The sequence below is a fragment of the Kitasatospora sp. NPDC057595 genome (assembly GCF_042800875.1).
Lineage (GTDB): Bacteria > Actinomycetota > Actinomycetes > Streptomycetales > Streptomycetaceae > Kitasatospora.
Genome location: NZ_JBHVGL010000018.1, coordinates 26,591 through 44,992 on the forward strand (window position 1 = coordinate 26,591; position 18,402 = coordinate 44,992).

General features: G+C 74.9%; 16 protein-coding genes and 1 riboswitch. Of the genes, 7 read left to right on the forward strand and 9 right to left on the reverse strand.

Going from position 1 to position 18,402, the window contains the following annotated elements:
• Nucleotides 1–14: 14 nt before the first annotated feature.
• Nucleotides 15–677: an FMN-binding negative transcriptional regulator gene (locus tag ACFU9E_RS24975; protein WP_380687786.1), complete on the reverse strand. Its 663-nt coding sequence runs from the start codon at nucleotides 675–677 to the stop codon at nucleotides 15–17.
• A 12-nt stretch (nucleotides 678–689) separates the two neighbouring features.
• Nucleotides 690–1,373: a pyridoxamine 5'-phosphate oxidase family protein gene (locus ACFU9E_RS24980; protein WP_380687784.1), complete on the reverse strand. Its 684-nt coding sequence runs from the start codon at nucleotides 1,371–1,373 to the stop codon at nucleotides 690–692.
• Between the two features lie 34 nt (nucleotides 1,374–1,407).
• Here ACFU9E_RS24980 and ACFU9E_RS24985 point away from each other — a divergent pair, with 34 nt between their 5' ends.
• Nucleotides 1,408–2,772: an aminotransferase class I/II-fold pyridoxal phosphate-dependent enzyme gene (locus ACFU9E_RS24985; RefSeq protein WP_380715348.1), complete on the forward strand. Its 1,365-nt coding sequence runs from the start codon at nucleotides 1,408–1,410 to the stop codon at nucleotides 2,770–2,772.
• A 67-nt stretch (nucleotides 2,773–2,839) separates the two neighbouring features.
• Here the strand turns inward: ACFU9E_RS24985 and ACFU9E_RS24990 are convergent, their stop codons facing one another.
• Nucleotides 2,840–4,198: an NAD(P)/FAD-dependent oxidoreductase gene (locus ACFU9E_RS24990; protein WP_380682300.1), complete on the reverse strand. Its 1,359-nt coding sequence runs from the start codon at nucleotides 4,196–4,198 to the stop codon at nucleotides 2,840–2,842.
• A gap of 190 nt (nucleotides 4,199–4,388) precedes the next feature.
• Here ACFU9E_RS24990 and ACFU9E_RS24995 point away from each other — a divergent pair, with 190 nt between their 5' ends.
• The 3 genes from ACFU9E_RS24995 (at nucleotide 4,389) to ACFU9E_RS25005 (ending at nucleotide 6,155) form a co-directional block, all read left to right on the forward strand.
• Entirely contained in the window at nucleotides 4,389–5,144 is a 756-nt protein-coding gene (locus ACFU9E_RS24995; protein ID WP_380682301.1) for a HipA family kinase, read from the forward strand.
• A complete protein-coding gene (locus tag ACFU9E_RS25000; protein WP_380682302.1) occupies nucleotides 5,141–5,617 on the forward strand; it encodes a DUF3037 domain-containing protein in 477 nt (158 codons plus the stop codon). Before ACFU9E_RS24995 ends, ACFU9E_RS25000 begins: the two co-directional genes overlap by 4 nt.
• A gap of 94 nt (nucleotides 5,618–5,711) precedes the next feature.
• Entirely contained in the window at nucleotides 5,712–6,155 is a 444-nt protein-coding gene (locus tag ACFU9E_RS25005) for a MarR family transcriptional regulator (RefSeq protein WP_355368972.1), read from the forward strand.
• Here the strand turns inward: ACFU9E_RS25005 and ACFU9E_RS25010 are convergent.
• Nucleotides 6,139–8,364, reverse strand: coding sequence for a HelD family protein (locus ACFU9E_RS25010; RefSeq protein ID WP_380682303.1), 2,226 nt, complete (start codon nucleotides 8,362–8,364; stop codon nucleotides 6,139–6,141). The genes ACFU9E_RS25005 and ACFU9E_RS25010 overlap by 17 nt on opposite strands.
• A gap of 118 nt (nucleotides 8,365–8,482) precedes the next feature.
• Here ACFU9E_RS25010 and purB point away from each other — a divergent pair, with 118 nt between their 5' ends.
• On the forward strand, nucleotides 8,483–9,913 hold the full coding sequence (gene purB / locus ACFU9E_RS25015) for an adenylosuccinate lyase (protein WP_380682304.1): 1,431 nt from the start codon (nucleotides 8,483–8,485) through the stop codon (nucleotides 9,911–9,913).
• 19 nt (nucleotides 9,914–9,932) lie between these two features.
• Here purB and ACFU9E_RS25020 read toward each other — a convergent pair whose 3' ends face one another.
• Nucleotides 9,933–11,561 (reverse strand): MFS transporter, encoded by a 1,629-nt coding sequence (locus tag ACFU9E_RS25020; protein WP_380682305.1) that lies wholly within the window; start codon nucleotides 11,559–11,561, stop codon nucleotides 9,933–9,935.
• Between the two features lie 228 nt (nucleotides 11,562–11,789).
• A riboswitch (cyclic di-AMP (ydaO/yuaA leader) is annotated at nucleotides 11,790–11,956 on the forward strand.
• 3 nt (nucleotides 11,957–11,959) lie between these two features.
• Between ACFU9E_RS25020 and ACFU9E_RS25025 the strand changes: the two genes are divergently transcribed.
• Together ACFU9E_RS25025 and ACFU9E_RS25030 are read left to right on the forward strand one after the other, a co-directional pair.
• A complete protein-coding gene (locus tag ACFU9E_RS25025; RefSeq protein ID WP_380682306.1) occupies nucleotides 11,960–12,943 on the forward strand; it encodes a peptidoglycan DD-metalloendopeptidase family protein in 984 nt (327 codons plus the stop codon).
• Nucleotides 12,944–13,352: 409 nt separating this feature from the next.
• The gene (locus ACFU9E_RS25030; RefSeq protein ID WP_380682307.1) at nucleotides 13,353–14,915 is read left to right on the forward strand and encodes an APC family permease; all 1,563 of its coding nucleotides are present in this window, start codon (nucleotides 13,353–13,355) and stop codon (nucleotides 14,913–14,915) included.
• Between the two features lie 37 nt (nucleotides 14,916–14,952).
• Here the strand turns inward: ACFU9E_RS25030 and ACFU9E_RS25035 are convergent, their stop codons facing one another.
• From ACFU9E_RS25035 to ACFU9E_RS25050, 4 genes are all read right to left on the reverse strand, one after another.
• A complete protein-coding gene (locus ACFU9E_RS25035; RefSeq protein ID WP_380682308.1) occupies nucleotides 14,953–15,723 on the reverse strand; it encodes a DUF2470 domain-containing protein in 771 nt (256 codons plus the stop codon).
• Between the two features lie 148 nt (nucleotides 15,724–15,871).
• The gene (locus ACFU9E_RS25040) at nucleotides 15,872–16,279 is read right to left on the reverse strand and encodes a RidA family protein (RefSeq protein ID WP_380682309.1); all 408 of its coding nucleotides are present in this window, start codon (nucleotides 16,277–16,279) and stop codon (nucleotides 15,872–15,874) included.
• Nucleotides 16,280–16,376: 97 nt separating this feature from the next.
• The gene (locus ACFU9E_RS25045; protein ID WP_380682310.1) at nucleotides 16,377–17,129 is read right to left on the reverse strand and encodes an IclR family transcriptional regulator; all 753 of its coding nucleotides are present in this window, start codon (nucleotides 17,127–17,129) and stop codon (nucleotides 16,377–16,379) included.
• Nucleotides 17,126–18,343: a sugar kinase gene (locus ACFU9E_RS25050; protein WP_380682311.1), complete on the reverse strand. Its 1,218-nt coding sequence runs from the start codon at nucleotides 18,341–18,343 to the stop codon at nucleotides 17,126–17,128. The genes ACFU9E_RS25045 and ACFU9E_RS25050 overlap by 4 nt, the downstream gene beginning before the upstream one ends.
• Nucleotides 18,344–18,402 lie beyond the last annotated feature (59 nt).

Below are 18,402 nucleotides of genomic sequence, written 5' to 3' on the forward strand. Positions count from 1 at the left end.
CGGGTGACGGGGCGTCAGCTGGAGGAGCGGTTCCCCGGCGCGGGGGGTGCGGTGCGCGCCGTACGGCGCGCGTTGCGGCGCAGCAGCTGGGCGCGGGCGCCGGCGTCCAGCGGGCGGGCGCGCTCGGCGAGCCGCTCGGCCAGGGCGTACTGCTCGGCGGCCGGCTTCTTGTCGTCGTACTTGAACTTGGCGCGCACCTCGTGGACCGTCAGCCGCAGCCCGGTCAGGCCCGGGAGCAGCCGGCCGAGCTCGCCCTCGCCCGGGGCCACCCGGAACCCGGGGCTCTCCGGCTGGAAGTGGGCCAGCTGGCGGTTGAGGATCTCGGCCTTGCCGGCCGCGTCCTCGACGAGCGCGGCGGTGGCGTGGAACTGCACGGAGGCGTAGAGGCTGGTCGGGGTGCCGGGAGCGGCGCGCCAGTGGCCGGGGGCGTAGGCGTAGTCGTCGGTGACCGCGAGGGTGACCTCCGGGTCCGCCCGGACGGCGGACAGCAGCGGGTTGGGGGCGGCCAGGTGGACCAGGATCTCGCCGCGGTCGGCGTCCAGCAGGAAGTGGGTGGGGACGAGCACGGGGCCGCGGCCCGGCCCGCCGTTGGCGGCGAGCAGGCCGAAGTCGCGGCCCTCGGCGAGCCAGGCGCGCCACTCGTCGTCGTCGCCGCGGTCCCAGGGGCGGATCAGCATCGGGGCCTCCGGTCAGGCGTCGGGCGCGCCGGTGAGCGCGGCGAGGTTGGCGGGCAGCGGGACGGCGGTGGAGGCGTCCGGCACGGGCGCGCCGTAGCCGGTGGTGACCGGGACGACGCCGGCCCAGTGCGGCAGGGCGAGGTCCTCGGGGTCGTCCTGGGCGAGGTCCGCCCTGCTCTTGGCGGAGACCTCGTCGAGGTCCAGGCGGATCACCGCGGTGGCGGCCACTTCCTTGGCGTTGGCCGGGCGCACCTCGGCGGAGCGGCCCGGGACCACCTGGTCGACCAGGGCGTCCAGCGCGACCGTCAGCTCCTCGGGGTCGGTGACCTGGTGCGCGGTGCCGTGGGCCACCACCGAGCGGAAGTTGACCGAGTGGTTGAACGCCGACTTGGTCAGCACCAGGGCGTCGACCAGGGTGACGGTGACGCAGACCGGCAGGCCCTGCGCGCCCTTGGCCCCGCGCAGCGGCCGGCTGCCGGTGGAGCCGTGCAGGTAGAGGCGGTCGCCGACCCGGGCGTGGATGGTGGGCAGCACCACCGGCGCCCCGTCGGCCACGAAGCCGAGGTGGCAGAGGTAGGTGGCGTCCAGGACCGCGTGGATCGCCTCACGCTCCCAGCTGGCGCGGTCCTTGTAGCGGGTGGGCGTGGTGCGCGGGGTTCGCGGGTAGGACGTGTCACCGTTCGGCGTGGTCGACATGACAACCTCTATGTACTAGTGCATAATTCATTTTGTGCTAGGAGAGTATCGGATCACCGGACGGCGTGCCAGCGATATCGCGGCCGAGGTCGAGCGGGGCGTCAGCACCGGCCACCTCGCCCCCGGGACACCACTGCCGCCGCTGCGCGACCTCGCCGCCGAGCTCGGCGTCAACCCCAACACGGTGGCCGCCGCCTACCGGCTGCTGCGCGACCGCGGTGTGATCGAGACCGCCGGCCGCAAGGGCAGCCGGATCCGCCCGCGCCCCGCCCACACCCCGCGCGACCAGCTCCGCCTGCCCGTCCCGGCGCACGCCCGCGACCTCTCCGACGGCAACCCCGACCCGGCGCTGCTGCCCGACCTCACCGCCGCCCTCGCGTCCGCCGCCGAGGCCGCCCGCCGCGCCCCGGTCCGCTACGGCGACCCGGCCGCCGAGCCGGAGCTGCTCGCCCTGGCCGGCGCGGCCTTCGCCGCCGACGGCCTGCCGTCCGGGCCGCTCGCCGTCGCCTCCGGCGCGCTGGACACCATCGAGCGGATCCTCGTCACCCGGCTGCGCCCCGGTGACGCCGTCGCCGTCGAGGACCCGGGCTGGGGCAGCCTGCTCGACCTGCTGGCGGCGCTCGGCCTGCGCACCCTGCCGGTGAGGCTCGACGACGCGGGCCCGCTGCCCGGCCCGCTCACCGAGGCGCTGGAGGCCGGCGCGCGGGCGGTGGTCGTCACCAGCCGGGCGCAGAACCCGACCGGCGCCGCCCTCACCGCCGGGCGGGCCGCCGAACTGCGCGCGGTGCTGGCCGGCCGTCCGGACGTGCTGCTGATCGAGGACGACCACGGCCAGGGCATCGTCGACCAGCCCTACCACCCACTGGCCGGCGCGGGGTCGGCGCACTGGGCCGTGGTGCGCTCGGCGGCCAAGGCGTACGGGCCGGACCTGCGGCTCTCGGTCGCGGTCGGGGACGCGGACACCGTCGGACGGGTGCTCGGACGCCAGCGGCTGGGGACCGGATGGGTCAGCCATCTGCTCCAGCACACGGTGGCCGAGCTGTGGCGCGCCGACGCGGCGCCGGTCGCCCGGGTGGCCGCCGCCTACCGGGCGCGCCGGGAGGCGCTGATCGGCGCGCTCGCCGAGCGGGGGATCGCGGCGCACGGGGCGAGCGGGCTGAACGTCTGGGTGCCGGTGCCGGACGAGGCCGTCGCGCTCGCCGCGCTGGTCCAGCGCGGCTGGGTCGCGGCGCCCGGCGCGCGCTTCCGGCTGCAGTCGCCGCCCGGGCTGCGGATCACCGTCGCGCGGCTCGACCCGGTGGACGCCCGGCGGCTGGCCGACGACCTGGCGGCGGTGCTGGGCGGGGCGGCCGGGACCGCCGGGCCCGGCGCGGACGGCACGGTGTCGCGGCCGGTCTGACCGGGGCGCCGACGGCCGGCCGCCCTCCCGGCGTGGTCACGTCGGGAGGGCGGCCGGCCGGGGCGGGTCAGCCCTTGGCGAGCAGCGCCTGGGCGTGCTCCCTGACCTGGTCCTTCGACAGGTAGGCGTCGGTGTACTCGAAGTCGCGCAGCCGGGCGGGCTGGCGGGCGAGGAAGCCGGTCCGCACGAAGTCGTCCCCGGCGGTCGCGTTGAGCATCCAGCCGGCGCCGACCCGGAACTTCGCCACATTGGTGCGCATCGCCATCAGGTGGTAGCCGCGCGCCACCAGCTGGGCCGGCACGCCGCGCAGCTCCACCCCGACCGGCTTGGAGACGGCGTCCTTGCCACCGAGGTCCACGACCAGGCCCAGGTCCTTGTGGTAGTACGGCTCCAGCGGCTGGTTGCGCAGCGCCGCGATCACGTTGTTGGCCACCGCCCGGCCCTGGCGGGCCGAGTGCTGGGCGGTCGGCGGGCAGACCGCGCCGTCGCCCTTGGCGAGGTCCGGCACGGCGGCCGCGTCGCCGAGCGCGAAGACGCCCTCGTACTGCGGCACCCGCATCTCCGCCGTCACCGCGATCCGCCCGCGCACCGTCTCGGCGTCCAGGGTGGCGATCAGCGGGCTGGCCGCGACGCCGGCCGTCCAGATCAGCGTCCGGCAGGGCAGCACCCGGCCGTCGGTGAACTTGACCGACTCGGCGCCGACCTCGGCCACCGAGACGCCCAGCGACACCTCGATGCCGCGCTCGCGCAGCACCTCCAGGGCGGCGGTGCCGAGGGTGTCGCCCAGTTCGGGCATCAGCTTCGGCGCGATGTCGATCAGGTGCCACTTGACCTGCCGGGCGTCCAGCCGCGGGTAGCGGTGGGTGGCCGCCGTGGTGAGCCGCTGCAGGCAGGCGGCCGTCTCGGTGCCGGCGTAGCCGCCGCCGACCACCACGAACTGCAGCCGGGACTCGCGCTCCTTCTGGTCCGGGGTGGCCGAGGCGAGGTCCAGCTGGGCGATCACGTGGTCACGGACGTAGGCCGCCTCGGCGAGCGTCTTCATGCCGCGCGCGTAGTCGGTCAGTCCGGGGATGTCGAAGGTGCGGGTGACGCTGCCGGGGGCCAGCACCAGGTAGTCGTACCGCTGCGCCACCACCTCGTCGGTGATCTTGCGGACCACGCAGACCTTGGAGGCCGGGTCCACGCCGATCGCGCCGCCGGGGACGATGTGGGTGCGCCGCAGCGAGCGGCGCAGCGAGACGGCCACCGACTGGGGGGTGAGCACACCGGCCGCCACGTGCGGCAGCAGCGGCAGATAGAGCTGGTAGCTGAACGGGGTGACCAGGGAGATCTCCGCCTCCGCGGGGGAGAGCTTGCGTTCCAGCCGGCGCGCGCACTCCAGTCCGGCGAAGCCGCCGCCCACGATCAGGATCCGGGCTCGTTCCATCGTGCGTCCCTCACAGTGCAGGTCGGTACCGCACGGCGCGGCACAGTGCTGCCGGCCGTGGTGGTCGGGTGCCCCGATTACTGTCCGCCACACTCGCACGGAGCAGCCGGGGCTGCCACCGGGAGGACCCGGGCGGGCGAGCGCGCCGGGGGACACCCGCCCCGTGCATATGCCCGCTAGGCTGTCCGCCGTGCTCCCCGAGGTGACGGCGGTCCGTTATGTGACGCCACTGCGAGAAGGCGGCTCGATGCCGGGCCTGGTCGAGGCCGATGACCGGCGGCTCTACGCCCTGAAGTGGGTCGGTGCCGCCCAGGGCCGCAAGGCGCTGGTCGCCGAGGTGCTGGCCGGTGAACTCGGCCGTCGGCTCGGCCTGCCGGTGCCGGAGCTGGTGACCGTCGACCTGGACCCGGTGCTGGCCCGCAGCGAGCCGGACCCGCAGATCCAGGACCAGATGCGGGCCAGCGGCGGGACCAACCTGGGCATGGCCTTCGTCAGCGGCGCGCTCAACTTCGACCCGCTCTGCTTCGACGTGGACGCCGGGCTGGCCGGGCAGGTGCTCTGGTTCGACGCGCTGATCGGCAACGTCGACCGCTCCTGGCGCAACCCCAACCTGCTGGTCGCCACCGGCGGCCTGCGGCTGATCGACCACGGCGCGAGCCTGATCTTCCACCACCACTGGGCGGGCGCCGCGGGCTGGATCCGCCGCCCGTACGACGCCTCCGACCACGCGCTGCTGGGCGCGGAGCCGGACCTGCTCGCGGCCGACAAGGCGCTCGCCCCGCTGGCCGAGGCGGCGATCGAGGAGGCGGTGGCGCAGATCCCGGACGTCTGGCTGGCGGACGAGCCCGGGTTCGACTCGCCCGAGGCGGTGCGCGCGGCGTACCGGGCCCAGCTGACCGCGCGACTGGCCGGTCCGCGCGACTGGCTTCCGGAGGTGTCCGCATGACCGACTTCCGTCTGTCCGACCCGTTCGGCCACGGTCTGTCCGAGTCGCGGCTCGCCGACCCGGCGGCGGCCGAGCCGGCGCCGCCGGTCCGGGCCGAGCTGCACGACTACGAGTACGCGGTGATCCGGGCGGTGCCCCGGGTGGAGCGCGGCGAGTGCGTCAACGTGGGCGTGCTGCTGTACTGCCGGCAGAGCTCCCACCTGGCCGCGCGGACCCACCTCGACCAGGCGCGGCTGCTGGCGCTGGACCCGGTCGCCGACGTGTCCGCGGTGCGGCGGGCGCTGCAGGGGATCGAGGCGGTCTGCGCGGGCGGGCCGCAGGCCGGCCCGGCCGCGGCGGACAGCCCGGGGCAGCGGTTCCGCTGGCTCACCGCCCCGCGCAGCGCGGTGGTGCAGCCGGGGCCGGTGCACACCGGACTGACCGCCGATCCGGAGACGGAGCTGCGGCGGCTGTTCGACCAGCTGGTGCTCTGAGCGCGGCGGCCTCCCGGGTCCGGCGGTTTGGCCGCCGGACCTTTGCCGTGCTCAAATCTTGAGTTACTGAAGCAGTCGGTCGTAGGCTGACCTCATGGGTTCGACGACGACCACGACCGTACCGACCAACGCCGAGCTGATGGAGGCGCTGGCCGCCGTCGGCGGTGCGTACTTCCAGGACTTCGCGGCCGCCGCGGCCCGGCACGGTCTCTCCTCCTCGCAGGCCAAGGCGCTCGGCGCCGTCCAGGAGCCGGTGCCGATGCGCGCGCTGGCCGGGCGGCTCGGCTGTGACGCCTCCAACGTGACCGGCATCGTCGACCGGCTGGAGGCGCTGGGCCTGGCCCGCCGCGAGGCCTCGGCGGGCGACCGACGGGTCAAGATCGTGGTCATCAGCGAGCAGGGCCGGGAGATCCTGGCGCGGATCCGCGGCGAGATGGGCCGCACCCACCAGGCCTTCGAGAGCCTCAGCGGCGAGCAGCGTGCGGCGCTGCACTCGATCTGCCTGCACGTCCTCCCGGTGCTCAGCGGGCGTCAGTAGGCCCGGCGAGACCCGGGGCACCGTCCGTTCCCGCGAGGGCGGCCGGCAGCGGGGTGTGGTGGAGCAGGGTGAGGCGCCGGGTCGCGCGGGTGAGGGCGACGTAGAGGTCCGCCGCGCCCTGGGCGAGCAGGCCGGCCGGGTCGACCAGGACGACCGCGTCGTACTCCAGCCCCTTGGCCTCCCGGACGGTCAGCGCCCCCAGGGCGGTGGCGACGGCGTCCGGGGCGATCACCCCGAGGGTGCCGGGGCCGGCGGGCAGTGCGGCCAGGGCCGCGGCGTAGTCGCCGTCCGGGACGGGGACCGGGCGCGGGCGCTCGGGGGTCCGCCGGACGGCCTCGGGCGGTTCCTGGCCGGGGGCGTGGGCGCGCAGCACCGCCGCCGCCGGTGCCATGATCGCGGCCGGTGTCCGGTAGTTGACGGTGAGCCGCTCCTCGCGCCAGCGGCCCGGCAGTTCGCGGTCCAGCATCTCGGCCCAGGACGAGCGGGCCCCGGCCGGCGAACCGGTCTGGGCGAGGTCGCCGACGATGGTCAGCGAGCGGGTCGGCACCCGGCGCAGCACGGCGCGCCAGGCCATCGCGGACAGTTCCTGCGCCTCGTCGACCACCACGTGCCCGTACGCCCACTCGCGGTCGGCGGCGGCGCGCTCGGCGGTGGTGAGGTCCGGGCCGGTGTCGCGGAAGCGCTCGGCGAGCAGCCCGGCGTCCAGGGTGGCGTCCTCCCGCTGGCCGGTGACGGTGAGCACGCCCTCGGCGTAGGCCAGCTCCTCGTCCAGTGCCCGTGCGGCGGCGCGGGAGCGGGCCCGGGTCGCGGCGCCGTCCTGGCCGAGGAGTTCGGCCGCCTCGTCGAGCAGCGGGACGTCCCCGGTGGTCCACGGCGCGCCGGCCGGGCGTTGCACCGCGGCGCGCTGTGCGGGGGAGAGGCCGGGGGCCGCGGCGGCCAGCAGGGCGGGGTCGGAGAACAGCCGGTCGACGAGCCGATGCGGTGTCAGAACCGGCCACAGGGAGTCGAGTTCGGCGCGGATCCCGGGCTGCTCCCAGAGCTCGCGCGGGGCGTGGCGGGCCTCCTCGTCGTCGTACGGGCGGCCGAGGGAGAGCGCCTGCGCCACCGCGAGGGCGTCCAGCAGGGTGCGCAGGAAGAAGCCGCGGGCCCGGTTGTGCGGCACCCGCAGTCCGCGCGCGGCCGTCCTGGCCTCGGCGCAGACCCGGTGGGGCAGCCGCAGGTGCTCGCCGAGCAGCAGGTCGCCCGCGGGCAGCCGCTGGTGGGCCTCGACGGCGCGCCGCACCACGTCCGCCATCCACGGCCCGCCCTTGACCACCGCGGCGGCCGGCCCGTCCTCGACGGTGGCCCGGACGCCGGGGAACAGCTCGCCGACGGTGCACAGCACCACCTCGGTCTCGCCGAGCGCGGGCAGCACCTGGTCGATGTAGCGCAGGAACGCCGGGTTGGGGCCGAGCACCAGGACGCCGCGCCGCTCCAGTACCGCGCGGTGGGTGTAGAGCAGATAGGCGGCGCGGTGCAGGGCGGTGACCGTCTTCCCGGTGCCGGGGCCGCCCTGGACGACCAGGGCACCGGGCAGCGGGGCGCGGATCACCCGGTCCTGCTCGGCCTGGATGGTGGCGACCACGGTGGCCATCCGGCCGGTGCGCTCGCGGTCGAGGGCGGCCAGCAGCGCCGCCTCGCCGACCAGGCCGCGCCGGCCGTCCTCGTCCAGGCCGGCCAGGTCGAGCGCCTCGTCGTCCAGTCCGGTCAGGGTGCGGCCGCTGGTGTACAGGTGGCGGCGGCGGACCAGATCGCCCGGGTCGGCCGGGGTGGCGGTGTAGAACGGGCGGGCGGCGGGGGCGCGCCAGTCGACCAGCACGGGCTCGTAGGTCTCGTCCAGCTCGTCGGTGAGGCCGATCCGGCCGATGTGGCGGACGGTGCCGTCGCGGTGGTCCAGGCGGCCGAAGCACAGGCCGTGCTCGACGGCCTCCAGCCGGGCGGCCCGGCCGGCGGCCCCGGCGGCACGCAGCTCGCGCTCCAGCCGGGCCTGGTGGGTGCCGCCCGGGCCGGCGTCGCGGCCGGCCGCCGCGAGGGCCCGGCGGGCGCGCTCGCGGGCGGCGTCCAGATGGGCGTAGAGGCCGGTCAGTCGGGCCTGTTCGGTGCGCAGCGCCTCGGCGAGGAGGGCGTCCGTTCCGGCCGGACGAGGGGGAACCGCTGGAGATCCGTTCATGGGTGTGGTATCCTTGCGGTGAGGAGTTCATGAGGCTCTATTTGACGGTGGCTCAAGTGCCCCAGCCTACCCGAGCCCGGGCCGTTCCGGCTGACCTCGGCTGTTAGGCTTGCGAAGCGTGAGCGCGAAGCCCCAGATCCCCAATGTCCTGGCCTCCCGGTACGCCTCGGCGACCCTGGCCCAGCTGTGGTCCCCCGAGCACAAGGTGGTGCTTGAGCGCCACCTCTGGCTCGCCGTCCTGAAGGCCCAGCAGGACCTCGGTGTCGAGGTGCCCGCCACCGCCGTCGCCGACTACGAGCGGGTGATCGACCAGGTCGACCTCGCCTCCATCGCCGCCCGCGAGCGGGTCACCCGGCACGACGTCAAGGCCCGGATCGAGGAGTTCAGCGACCTCGCCGGCCACGAGCAGATCCACAAGGGGATGACCTCCCGGGACCTGACCGAGAACGTCGAGCAGCTGCAGATCCGGCAGTCGCTGGAGCACGTGCGCGACCGCACCGTCGCCGTGCTGGTCCGGCTGGGCCGGATCTCCGCCGAGCACGCCGAGCTGGTCATGGCCGGCCGCTCGCACAACGTGGCCGCGCAGGCCACCACCCTGGGCAAGCGCTTCGCGTCGATCGCGGACGAGCTGCTGGTCGCCTTCCGCCGTCTGGAGGAGCTGATCGCCCGCTACCCGCTGCGCGGGATCAAGGGCCCGGTGGGCACCGCCCAGGACATGCTCGACCTGCTCGGCGGCGACACCGACAAGCTCGCCGAGCTGGAGCGCCGGGTCGCCGCGCACCTCGGCTTCGACAACGTGCTCACCAGCGTGGGCCAGGTCTACCCGCGCTCGCTGGACTTCGAGGTGCTGACCGCCCTCGTCCAGCTGGCCGCCGCGCCGTCCAGCCTGGCCAAGACCATCCGCCTGATGGCCGGCCACGAGCTGGTGACCGAGGGCTTCAAGGAGGGCCAGGTCGGCTCCTCGGCGATGCCGCACAAGATGAACACCCGCTCCTGCGAGCGTGTCAACGGCCTGGCCGTGATCCTGCGCGGCTACGCGTCGATGACCGGCGAGCTGGCCGGCGACCAGTGGAACGAGGGTGACGTCTCCTGCTCGGTGGTCCGCCGGGTCGCGCTGCCGGACGCCTTCTTCGCCTTCGACGGCCTGCTGGAGACCTTCCTGACCGTCCTCGACGAGTTCGGCGCCTTCCCGGCCGTGATCGAGGCCGAGCTGGACCGCTACCTGCCGTTCCTGGCCACCACCAAGGTGCTGATGGGCGCGGTGCGCGCGGGCGTCGGCCGGGAGACCGGGCACGAGGTCATCAAGGAGCACGCCGTCGCTTCGGCGCTCGCGATGCGGGCCGGCGCCCGGGAGAACGAGCTGCTGGACCGGCTGGCGAACGACGAGCGGATCCCGCTGGACCGGGCCGCGCTGGACGCGCTGCTGGCCGACCGGCTGTCCTTCACCGGTGCGGCCGGCGCGCAGGTCGCCGAGGTCGTCCGCCGGATCGAGGCCGTCGCGGCCGCGTACCCGGAGGCCGCCAAGTACGCGCCGGGCGACATCCTCTGACGGATCGTCTGCGCTCTTCTCAGGGTCCCGTCGCCGAGGAGGCGGCGGGGCCCTCGCCGCGCTCGGCCGGGACGGCGGCCGGGTGCCCCGGGTCGAGCGGCGGGCCGTTGGTGGGGCAGGTGTAGCGGCAGTCCGGTTCGGCCACCGGGCGCTCGTCCGCCGGGGCCAGCACATTGCCGTGGACGGCGAGCAGCGCGGTCAGCCCGCCGGCCACCAGCAGCCCGGCACAGATCAGCATCGCGGTGCGGAAGGCTGAGTCGACGGCGTGCGGCACCCGGTAGGCGTCCCCGCTGAGGCCGGCCAGCGCGGGCAGCGCGGCGACCGCCAGCAGGCCGGCCGCCCGGGCGGCGGCGTTGTTGACCCCGCTGGCGATGCCCGCGTGCCGCACGTCCACCGCCGCCAGCACGGTGGCGGTCAGCGGTGCGACCAGCAGCACCATGCCGAAGCCCATCACCGAGACGGCGGGCAGCACGTCCGTCCAGTACGAGGCGCCGGGACCGATCCGCAGCATCAGCAGCACGCCCACCGCGCAGAGCATCGGGCCGACGGTGAGCGGCAGCCGGGGGCCGATCCGCTTGCCCAGCCGGCCGGCCCGGGCGGACAGCACCAGCATGATGACGGTGATCGGCACCAGGGCCAGCCCGGAGACCAGCGGGGAGAAGCCGGAGACGATCTGCAGCTGCACCACGAGCAGGAAGAAGACGCCGCTGAACGCCGCGTAGACGGCGAGGGTGACCAGGTTCACGGCGGTGAACAACCGCGAGGAGAACAGGCCGAGCGGTAGCATCGGCTCCGGGGTGCGGCGCTCGACGGCGATGAAGGCGTATCCGAGCAGCAGGCCCGCCGCCCCGGTGACCCAGACCACGGGGGACAGCCCCTTCCCGGCGGCGGTCAGCGCGTAGGTGACGGCGCCCAGCGCCAGGGCGGCCAGCACCGCGCCGAGCACGTCGAATCGGCCGGTCGCGGACTCGTCCCGGCTCTCCGGCACGTGCCGGGCGGACACCGCCACCACCAGTGCCGCCAGCGGCAGGTTCAGCAGGAAGATCCACCGCCAGCCGGGGCCGTCCACCAGCCAGCCGCCGAGCAGCGGGCCGACCGCCGCCGACACCCCGCCGAACCCCGACCAGAGGCCGACGGCCGCCGAACGGTCGTCCGGGTGGAAGACCGCCTGGAGCATCGCCAGCGAGCCGGGGGTGAGCAGTGCGCCGCCGATTCCCTGCACGGCGCGCGCGATGATCAGCACCTGGATGTTCGGTGCGGCGGCGCAGGCCGCGGAGGCGGCGGCGAACCAGACCACGCCGAGCAGGAAGATCCGGCGCCGTCCGTAGCGGTCGCCCAGTGCGCCGCCGAGCAGGATCAGGCCCGCCAGGGTGAGCAGATAGGCGTTGAGCGTCCATTGCAGGGCGTCGAGTTGGGCGCCGAGATCGGCGCCGATCCGGGGCAGTGCGACGTTCACGACGGTCCCGTCGAGCATCGCCATGCTGGAGCCGAGCACCGTTGCCAGAACTACCCAGCGACCCTGCGCGGTGCCCAACCGCAGGGTGCCGGCCTCGGAGGTGGCCACGGCCCATGGTGCGTCCCGTGGGGCCCACGTGACAAGGGTCACCGGGGGTGTGTCGGGTGGTGGCCGCTCCGTGAGTGATCGCATACGTACTGGTTTTCATATGGGCGCAGGGTTGCGGATCACATGCGCACCGTCAATGGATTGTGTGCGTACTGTGCATGCATTCCGAGCGGAGCGTCACGGCAATGCGGACTTTGGTCCCGGGTCGCGTAGATCGACATTGCTTCACCCGAACGGATGAGTTTTAGTTCAGCGACCGCCCGGCGTCAGCCCGGGTGGCCACCGGGTGGAACGCCTAGTCCTGCCGCTGCCCGGTGGTACGCAACGAACTCTGTACGGCAGGAGCGGGGGACCCACAGGTAAGTCGCCGGACCGGTATTTCCCGCGGTCCGGCTTGGGGTGAAGCCGCCTTTATCGGCGGCCGGGCAACTCCAGCCCGAACCCGACAGCTCACCTCGCAGGCGTCGGAGAGGACCTTTCGCATGCCCGCACAGGCTCGTCGTATCGCCCTGCCCCGCGCCGCTCGCATCGGCATCGCCACCGCCGTCACCGGTGCCGCCTTCGCCCTCCCGCTGGTGACCACCGTCACCGCCCAGGCCCACGAGGTCCCGGCCGCGAAGCCCGCCGCTCCGGCCGCCCAGGCTGCCGCCCCGGCTGCTGAGAGCACCCCGGCCGCCCCGGTCGAGGAGAGCTACAAGGTCGTCGGCGGGGACACCCTGTCGAAGATCGCCGCCGCGAAGCACGTCGACGGTGGCTGGCAGGCGCTGTACGAGCACAACCGCTCGGTCGTCGGCGCCAACCCGAACCTCATCTTCCCGGGCCAGAAGCTCGCGCTCGGCACCAAGGCGGCTCCGGCCACCAAGCCGGCCGTGAAGCACACCGCCCCGGCCGCCAAGTCGGCCGCTCCGGCCGCGAAGCACGCCGCCCCGGCCACCAAGCCGGCTGCTCCGGCCACCAAGCCGGCCGCCCCGGCCACCACCCCGGCCGTCCCGGTCGGCAAGCCCGCCGTCCAGCCGCTCACCGCCCCGGTGGTCGCGACCCCGGTCGTCGCCGCCACTTCCGGCTACACCTCCCCGGTGGCCAACCCGAAGCTCGGCACCGCCTACGGCGTGGCCGGCTCGATGTGGTCCTCCGGTCACCACACCGGTGCCGACTTCGTCGCCTCCACCGGCACCCCGCTGCGCGCCGTCGCCAACGGCACCGTGGTGAAGGCCGGCAACGGCGGCGCCTACGGCAACGAGGTCGAGATCAAGCTCGCCGACGGCAAGTACGCCCAGTACGCGCACCTGTCCTCGATCGGCGTCAAGATCGGCCAGACCGTCACCGTCGGCCAGCAGATCGGCCTCTCCGGTGCCACCGGCAACGTGACCGGCCCGCACCTGCACTTCGAGATCCGCACCGGCTCGGAGTACGGCTCGGACATCGACCCGATCGCCTACCTGCGGGCGCACGGCGTCTCGATCTGACCCCAGGGTCGGATCACACCCGCCACCGCTGGGTGCGGGGCGAAACGACTCTCCCGGAATGGTCATGTCGGGTGACCGCTCGACCGGGTGATCGCCGCACCTCAAGCGGACCGACGGGCGCGGGACACGCCCGTCCGGCCGGCCCGGCTCGCGAGACCTCTCTCGCGGGCCGGGCCGGCCGCCGTTGTGGACCGGCGGGCCTCGTCGGTCGTGGTTCGGCGTCCGGCCCGGGTTCGGCCCGGGTTCGGTCGAACGGGGCGGGCGGTGGTCGAACAGGGCGTCAACCCGGTGCTGGTGACGCCGGTTCACCCTGTGTTGCGGGCCGGTGCGCCGCGCCCCGATGCTGTCGGGTTGGCATCGCCCGACCGGTCCGGCGGGCGGCACGGGCACGGCGGGTGAAGGGGGCCGGATGGCCATCCAGCGCGGGGACGCGGTCGGGAACGCGGTCGGGGACCCGGGGGTGGAGCGGCTGAAGGCCGACTCGGTCGGCCTGGCGGGCGTGGTGTTCATGGCGGTCGCCACGGCCGCGCCGATCACCGCGATGACCGGCAACCTCCCGATCGTCGTCGGCCAGGGCAACGGCGCCGGCGCGCCCGCCGCGTACGTCCTCGCGACCCTGGTGCTCACCGTCTTCTCGGTCGGCTACGTGGCGATGGCCCGTCACATCACCGCCGCCGGGGCGTTCTACGGCTACATCTCGCACGGACTCGGCCGGGTCGTCGGGATGGCCTCGGGGCTGCTGGCGGTGCTCGCGTACATCGTCTTCGAGGCGGCGGTGATCGGCTTCTTCGCGTACGCGCTGCGCGGGCTGGTCGCCGCGCAACTGGGGGTGGAACTGCCCTGGGGCTGGTACGCGGCGCTGGGGCTGCTGGTGATCGCGGTGATGGCCTGGTTCGACCTGCACCTGACCGCCCGGGTGCTCGGGGTGGCGCTGGTGCTGGAGATCGCCGTGCTGGGCGCCGTCGCGCTGGCGGTGCTGTTCACCGGCGGCGGACCGGACGGGATCGTCGGGGAGGCGCTCGATCCGCTGAACGCCTTCCGCGGTGTGCACGGCACGGGGACCGGGGGTGCCGGGCTGGGCCTGTTCTTCGCGTTCTGCTCGTGGGTCGGCTTCGAGTCCACCGCGATGTACGGGGAGGAGTCCCGCGACCCCGGGCGGGTGGTGCCCAGGGCGACGCTGATCTCGGTGGTCGGGGTCGGTCTCCTCTACGTCCTGGTGTCCTGGACGATCGTCTCCGGCAACGGCGTGCGGCACGCGGTGGACGTCGCGGGCGGCCTGGTCCCCGGCAAGGACGGCAACAGCCTGTTCTTCGACCCGCTCGGCGCGCACCTCGGCGGCTGGGCGGTCACGGTCTTCCGGTGGCTGGTGGTGAGCGGCTCCTTCGCCTGCGCGATGGCCTTCCACCAGTGCGCGGCCCGGTACCTGTACGCGATCGGGCGCGAGGGGTTCATCCACCGGGCGCTCGGGCGCACCCACCCCCGGCACGGCTCGCCGCACGTCGCCTCGCTGGTCCAGTCGGTGATCGCGGCGGCGTTGGTGGCCGGGTTCCTGGTGGCCGGGATGGACCCGTACGCGCATCTGTACACCCTGCTGGCGCTGCTCGGGACGATGGCGATCCTGATCGTGCAGACGCTCTGCTCGTTCGCGGTGGTCGGCTACTTCCACGTGCTGGGCCGTCATCCGGGGACCGGGCACTGGTTCCGGACGCTGGTGGCGCCGCTGGTCGGCGGGGTGGCGATGGCGGGGGTGGTGGTCCTGCTGGTGGTCAACCGGGACGCCGCCGCCGGTGCGGCCGCCGGCACGCTGCTGTTCCGGCTGATCCCGTTCCTGGTGATCGGCACCTTCCTGGGCGGGATCGGGCTGGCGCTGTGGATGCGCGCCCGCCGTCCCGACCGGTACGCCCGGATGGGGCGGATCGTCCTGGCGGACGCGGCGGAGCGCTCCGACGACGCGGCACCGGTGGTGATGTGACGATGCGTCAGTGGATGCCGGCTCGGACGTCGGTGCCTCAGCGGCGGCGGATGGGGAGCACCTGTTCGGCGGCGGTCACCAGTTGGTGCACCCGGTGGCCGAACTCGTCGGCGTCGCGGGCGGGTTCGGGGAAGACCAGGCGGACGTCGCGGTGACCGTGCGGGTGGTCCAGGCGCAGCACCAGGCCGTACCGGTCGAGCGCGAGCGGGCGGACGGCGGGCCCTGCGGCGAGCAGTGCCGGGTCGACCAGCCGGGCGAGCAGGTCGAGGGCGTCCCGGTGGCCGTCGGCCAGGTGGGTGAGCAGGCCGGCCTCGAAGCGGGCGAGCGGGTCGGGGGTGGCGGCCGCGAGGTCGGCGCCGGTGATCGCGGTGGTGCCGTACGGGGTGGAGAGCACCGCGTGGGCGACGTCCAGGCGGAGGTGGACGCTGAGGCCGTCGTCGGCGAGGTGGGCGAGGTGGAGCCGGCCGGCCAGGGTGAGGCGGCCGCGGACCCGGTCGCGGACGGCCACCGGGGCGATGTCGGTGAGGTCGAGCACGACGGCGAGGCCGTCCTGTTCGCGGGCGGCGGCGACGGTGAGCGGGGCGTCGAGCGGGGCGCGCAGCCGCAGCCGGGAGCCGTGCACCGAGACGGGGGTGGTGAGTTCGTGGTGCTCGCCGTCGGCCCGGAGGACGACCGAGGAGGCGGCGGTGAGCAGGCTGCCGATCCGGTCGGCGGCGCTCGGCTCGGTGACGGTCGCTTCGGCGGTCCCGTCGGACGGGGTGGTCCCGTCGGCCGGGGTGGTCGCGGCGTCGAGGGGGTGCGGGCTCATGGGTTCGGGACCTCCGGCTGACTGCCTGGCTTTTGGTTAGGTGAGCCTAACCTAATGACGTGGGAGATGGCAGGGCAAGGCACCGGGCGGGCGGGAAACGCGAAGGGCCCGGACGCGAGGTCCGGGCCCTTCGGCGGTGACGGCGGGGTCAGCCGACGACCGCCTGGGCGTCGATCTCCACCAGCATCGGCTCCTGCGGCAGCTCGACGAAGATCGTGGTGCGGCACGGCTTCACGCCGCCCGGCTTGACGTTCTCCTCGATGAACGCGGCGTAGACCTCGTTCATCAGCGGGAAGTCGGCGCGCTTGGTGAGGTACACCCGGAACATCACCACGTCCTCGATGGTGGCGCCGCCCGCCTCGACGATGGCCTTGACGTTCTCCAGCGTGCGGCGCGTCTGCGCCTTCACGTCGCCGTGGTACAGGTACTCGCCGGTGGCCGGGTCCTGCGGGCCCTGGCCGGAGACCTGGAGGATCGGGCCCTTGCGGACGCCCTGGGAGAACATCCAGGCCGGGGCGGGGGCGCCGTCGGTGCGGATCTCGGTCTTGTCGCTCATGCGGGTTCGCTTCCTCGGTGGGGTGCGGGCGGGGGTTCGGGGGGAGTCGCGGGTGCGGCGGGTCAGCGGGTCGGCGGGTGCGGCGGGTGCGGCGGGTTCAGGGGTGGTTCGGGGCCTGGCCGCAGTCGGCGGAGATCGCCCGGGTGGTGCTGAGCAGCTGCGGCAGCAGTTCCAGCACCTGCTCGTACGGGAGGACGACGTCCGGCACGGAGATCGAGGCGGCGGCCACCACCCGGCCGCTGGCGTCGCGGATCGGCGCGGCCACGCAGTTGATGAACGCCTCGTGCTCGGCATGGTCCTGCGCCCAGCCCTGGGCGGCGACCTTCTCCAGTTCCGCGAGCAGCGCCTCGGGGGTGGCCAGGGTGCGGGGGGTGTGCGGGACGAAGTCGATCCCGGCCACCACCCGGCGCCGCTCCGGCGCGGGCAGGTCGGCGAGCAGGACCTTGGAGACCGCGGCGCTGTGCAGGGCGGCGCGCAGGCCGATCCGCGAGTACATCCGCACCGGGTGGCGGGAGTCGTACTTGTCGATGTAGACCACCTCGCCGCCTTCGTACGCGGCCAGGTGCACGGTCTGGCCGGTGGCGGCGTTCAGCTCCGCCAGGTGCGGGGCGGCGATCCGGCGCACCCCGCGCTGCTCCAGGGCGAGGCCGGAGAGGGCGAAGAGGCCGGCGCCCAGGTGGTAGCGGTAGCCGGCGTCCCGGTAGACGAATCGTTCCTCTTCGAGGGACTGGAGCAGTCGCAGCACGGTCGTCTTGTGCACGCCGAGCACCTCGGCCAGCTGGTCCAGGGAGCGCTCGCCCTCGCCGAGCTCGGCGAGGATGCGCAGGGCGCGGGTGACGGTCTGGCTCATGGTGCTCCAAGGGCCGGGGCGGCGGCCGGTCGAGGGTCGGCGGCACCGCCCCCGGGGGCGGTGGTCTCCGTGGTGCGCGCGGGGGCGGTCGGTGCGGACAGGACAGGAGACACGATGCCATCCGCCGACACCCGGGTGGCCGCCCAGTCCTCGGGTGCGGCGTCGAGCAGGGCGGTGACCACCGCGGCGGGCGGCAGTTCGGCCTGGTCGCCGTGGGCGGTCAGCGCGCAGGCGGCGCTCAGGTGGCCCAGCCGCAGCCGGCGGCGCTGGTCGAGGCCGCGGACGGTGCCGGCCAGGTAGCCGGCGGCGAAGGCGTCCCCGGCGCCGGTCGCCTCGACCACCTCGACCGCCAGCGCCGGTTCGCCGACCGCGCTGCCGTCGCGCCCGATCGCGGTGACCAGCCGGGCGGCGTCCTTGACCACCACGGTGGCGGGGGAGGGGAAGCGCCGGCGCAGCTCCTGCGGGTCGCCGGTGCCGAAGGCGGTCTCGGCCTCGTCGGCGCCCAGCAGCAGCAGGTCGGCGGCGTCCAGCAGCGGCGGCAGCACCGAGGGGTCGCGCTCGCGCCAGAGCGCGGGGCGCCAGTTGAGGTCGAAGCTGACCAGCCGGCCGGGGCGGCGGTCGGCGAGCAGGGCGCGGATCAGGGCGAGGCAGTCGTCGGAGAGGGCGGCGGTGATGCCGGACAGGTGCAGCAGCCGGGCGCCGTCCAGCAGCCGGGTGGCGGCCGGGTCGGCCAGCAGAGCGGGGGAGAGGGCGGCGGCGGCCGAGCCGCGCCGGTGGTAGTGCAGCCGGCTGCGGCCAGGACCGAGATCGTGGCGCTGGCCGGTGCTGCCGCCGACCTCCTTGAGGTACAGGCCGGTCGGGCGGTGCGGGTCGACGGCGACCGCGGAGACGTCCACGCCGCGGGCGGTCAGCTCGCCGAGCAGACGGCGGCCGAAACCGTCGTCGCCGACCCGGCTGATCCAGGCGCTCGGCACCCCCAGGGCGGTCAGGGCGCCGGCCACGTTGGACTCGGCGCCGCCGACCGAGAGGCTGAAGGTCTCCACCGACTCCAGGGGGCCGGGCCGGTCCGGGAGGAGGACGGCCATCGACTCGCCCACGCAGACGGCCGGCGGGGTGGGCGCGGCGGAGCCGGGGGCGGACGGGGTGGACTGGGCGACCGTCGGACGGTCGGGCTGTGGGGTGCCCGGGCTCACGGCGGCGTCCTGGCGTGGCATCTGCTGGGCTCCTCGGAGTGCTGCGGCCCGGCCGGGTGGGGGGTGCTGTGGCGAGCCTG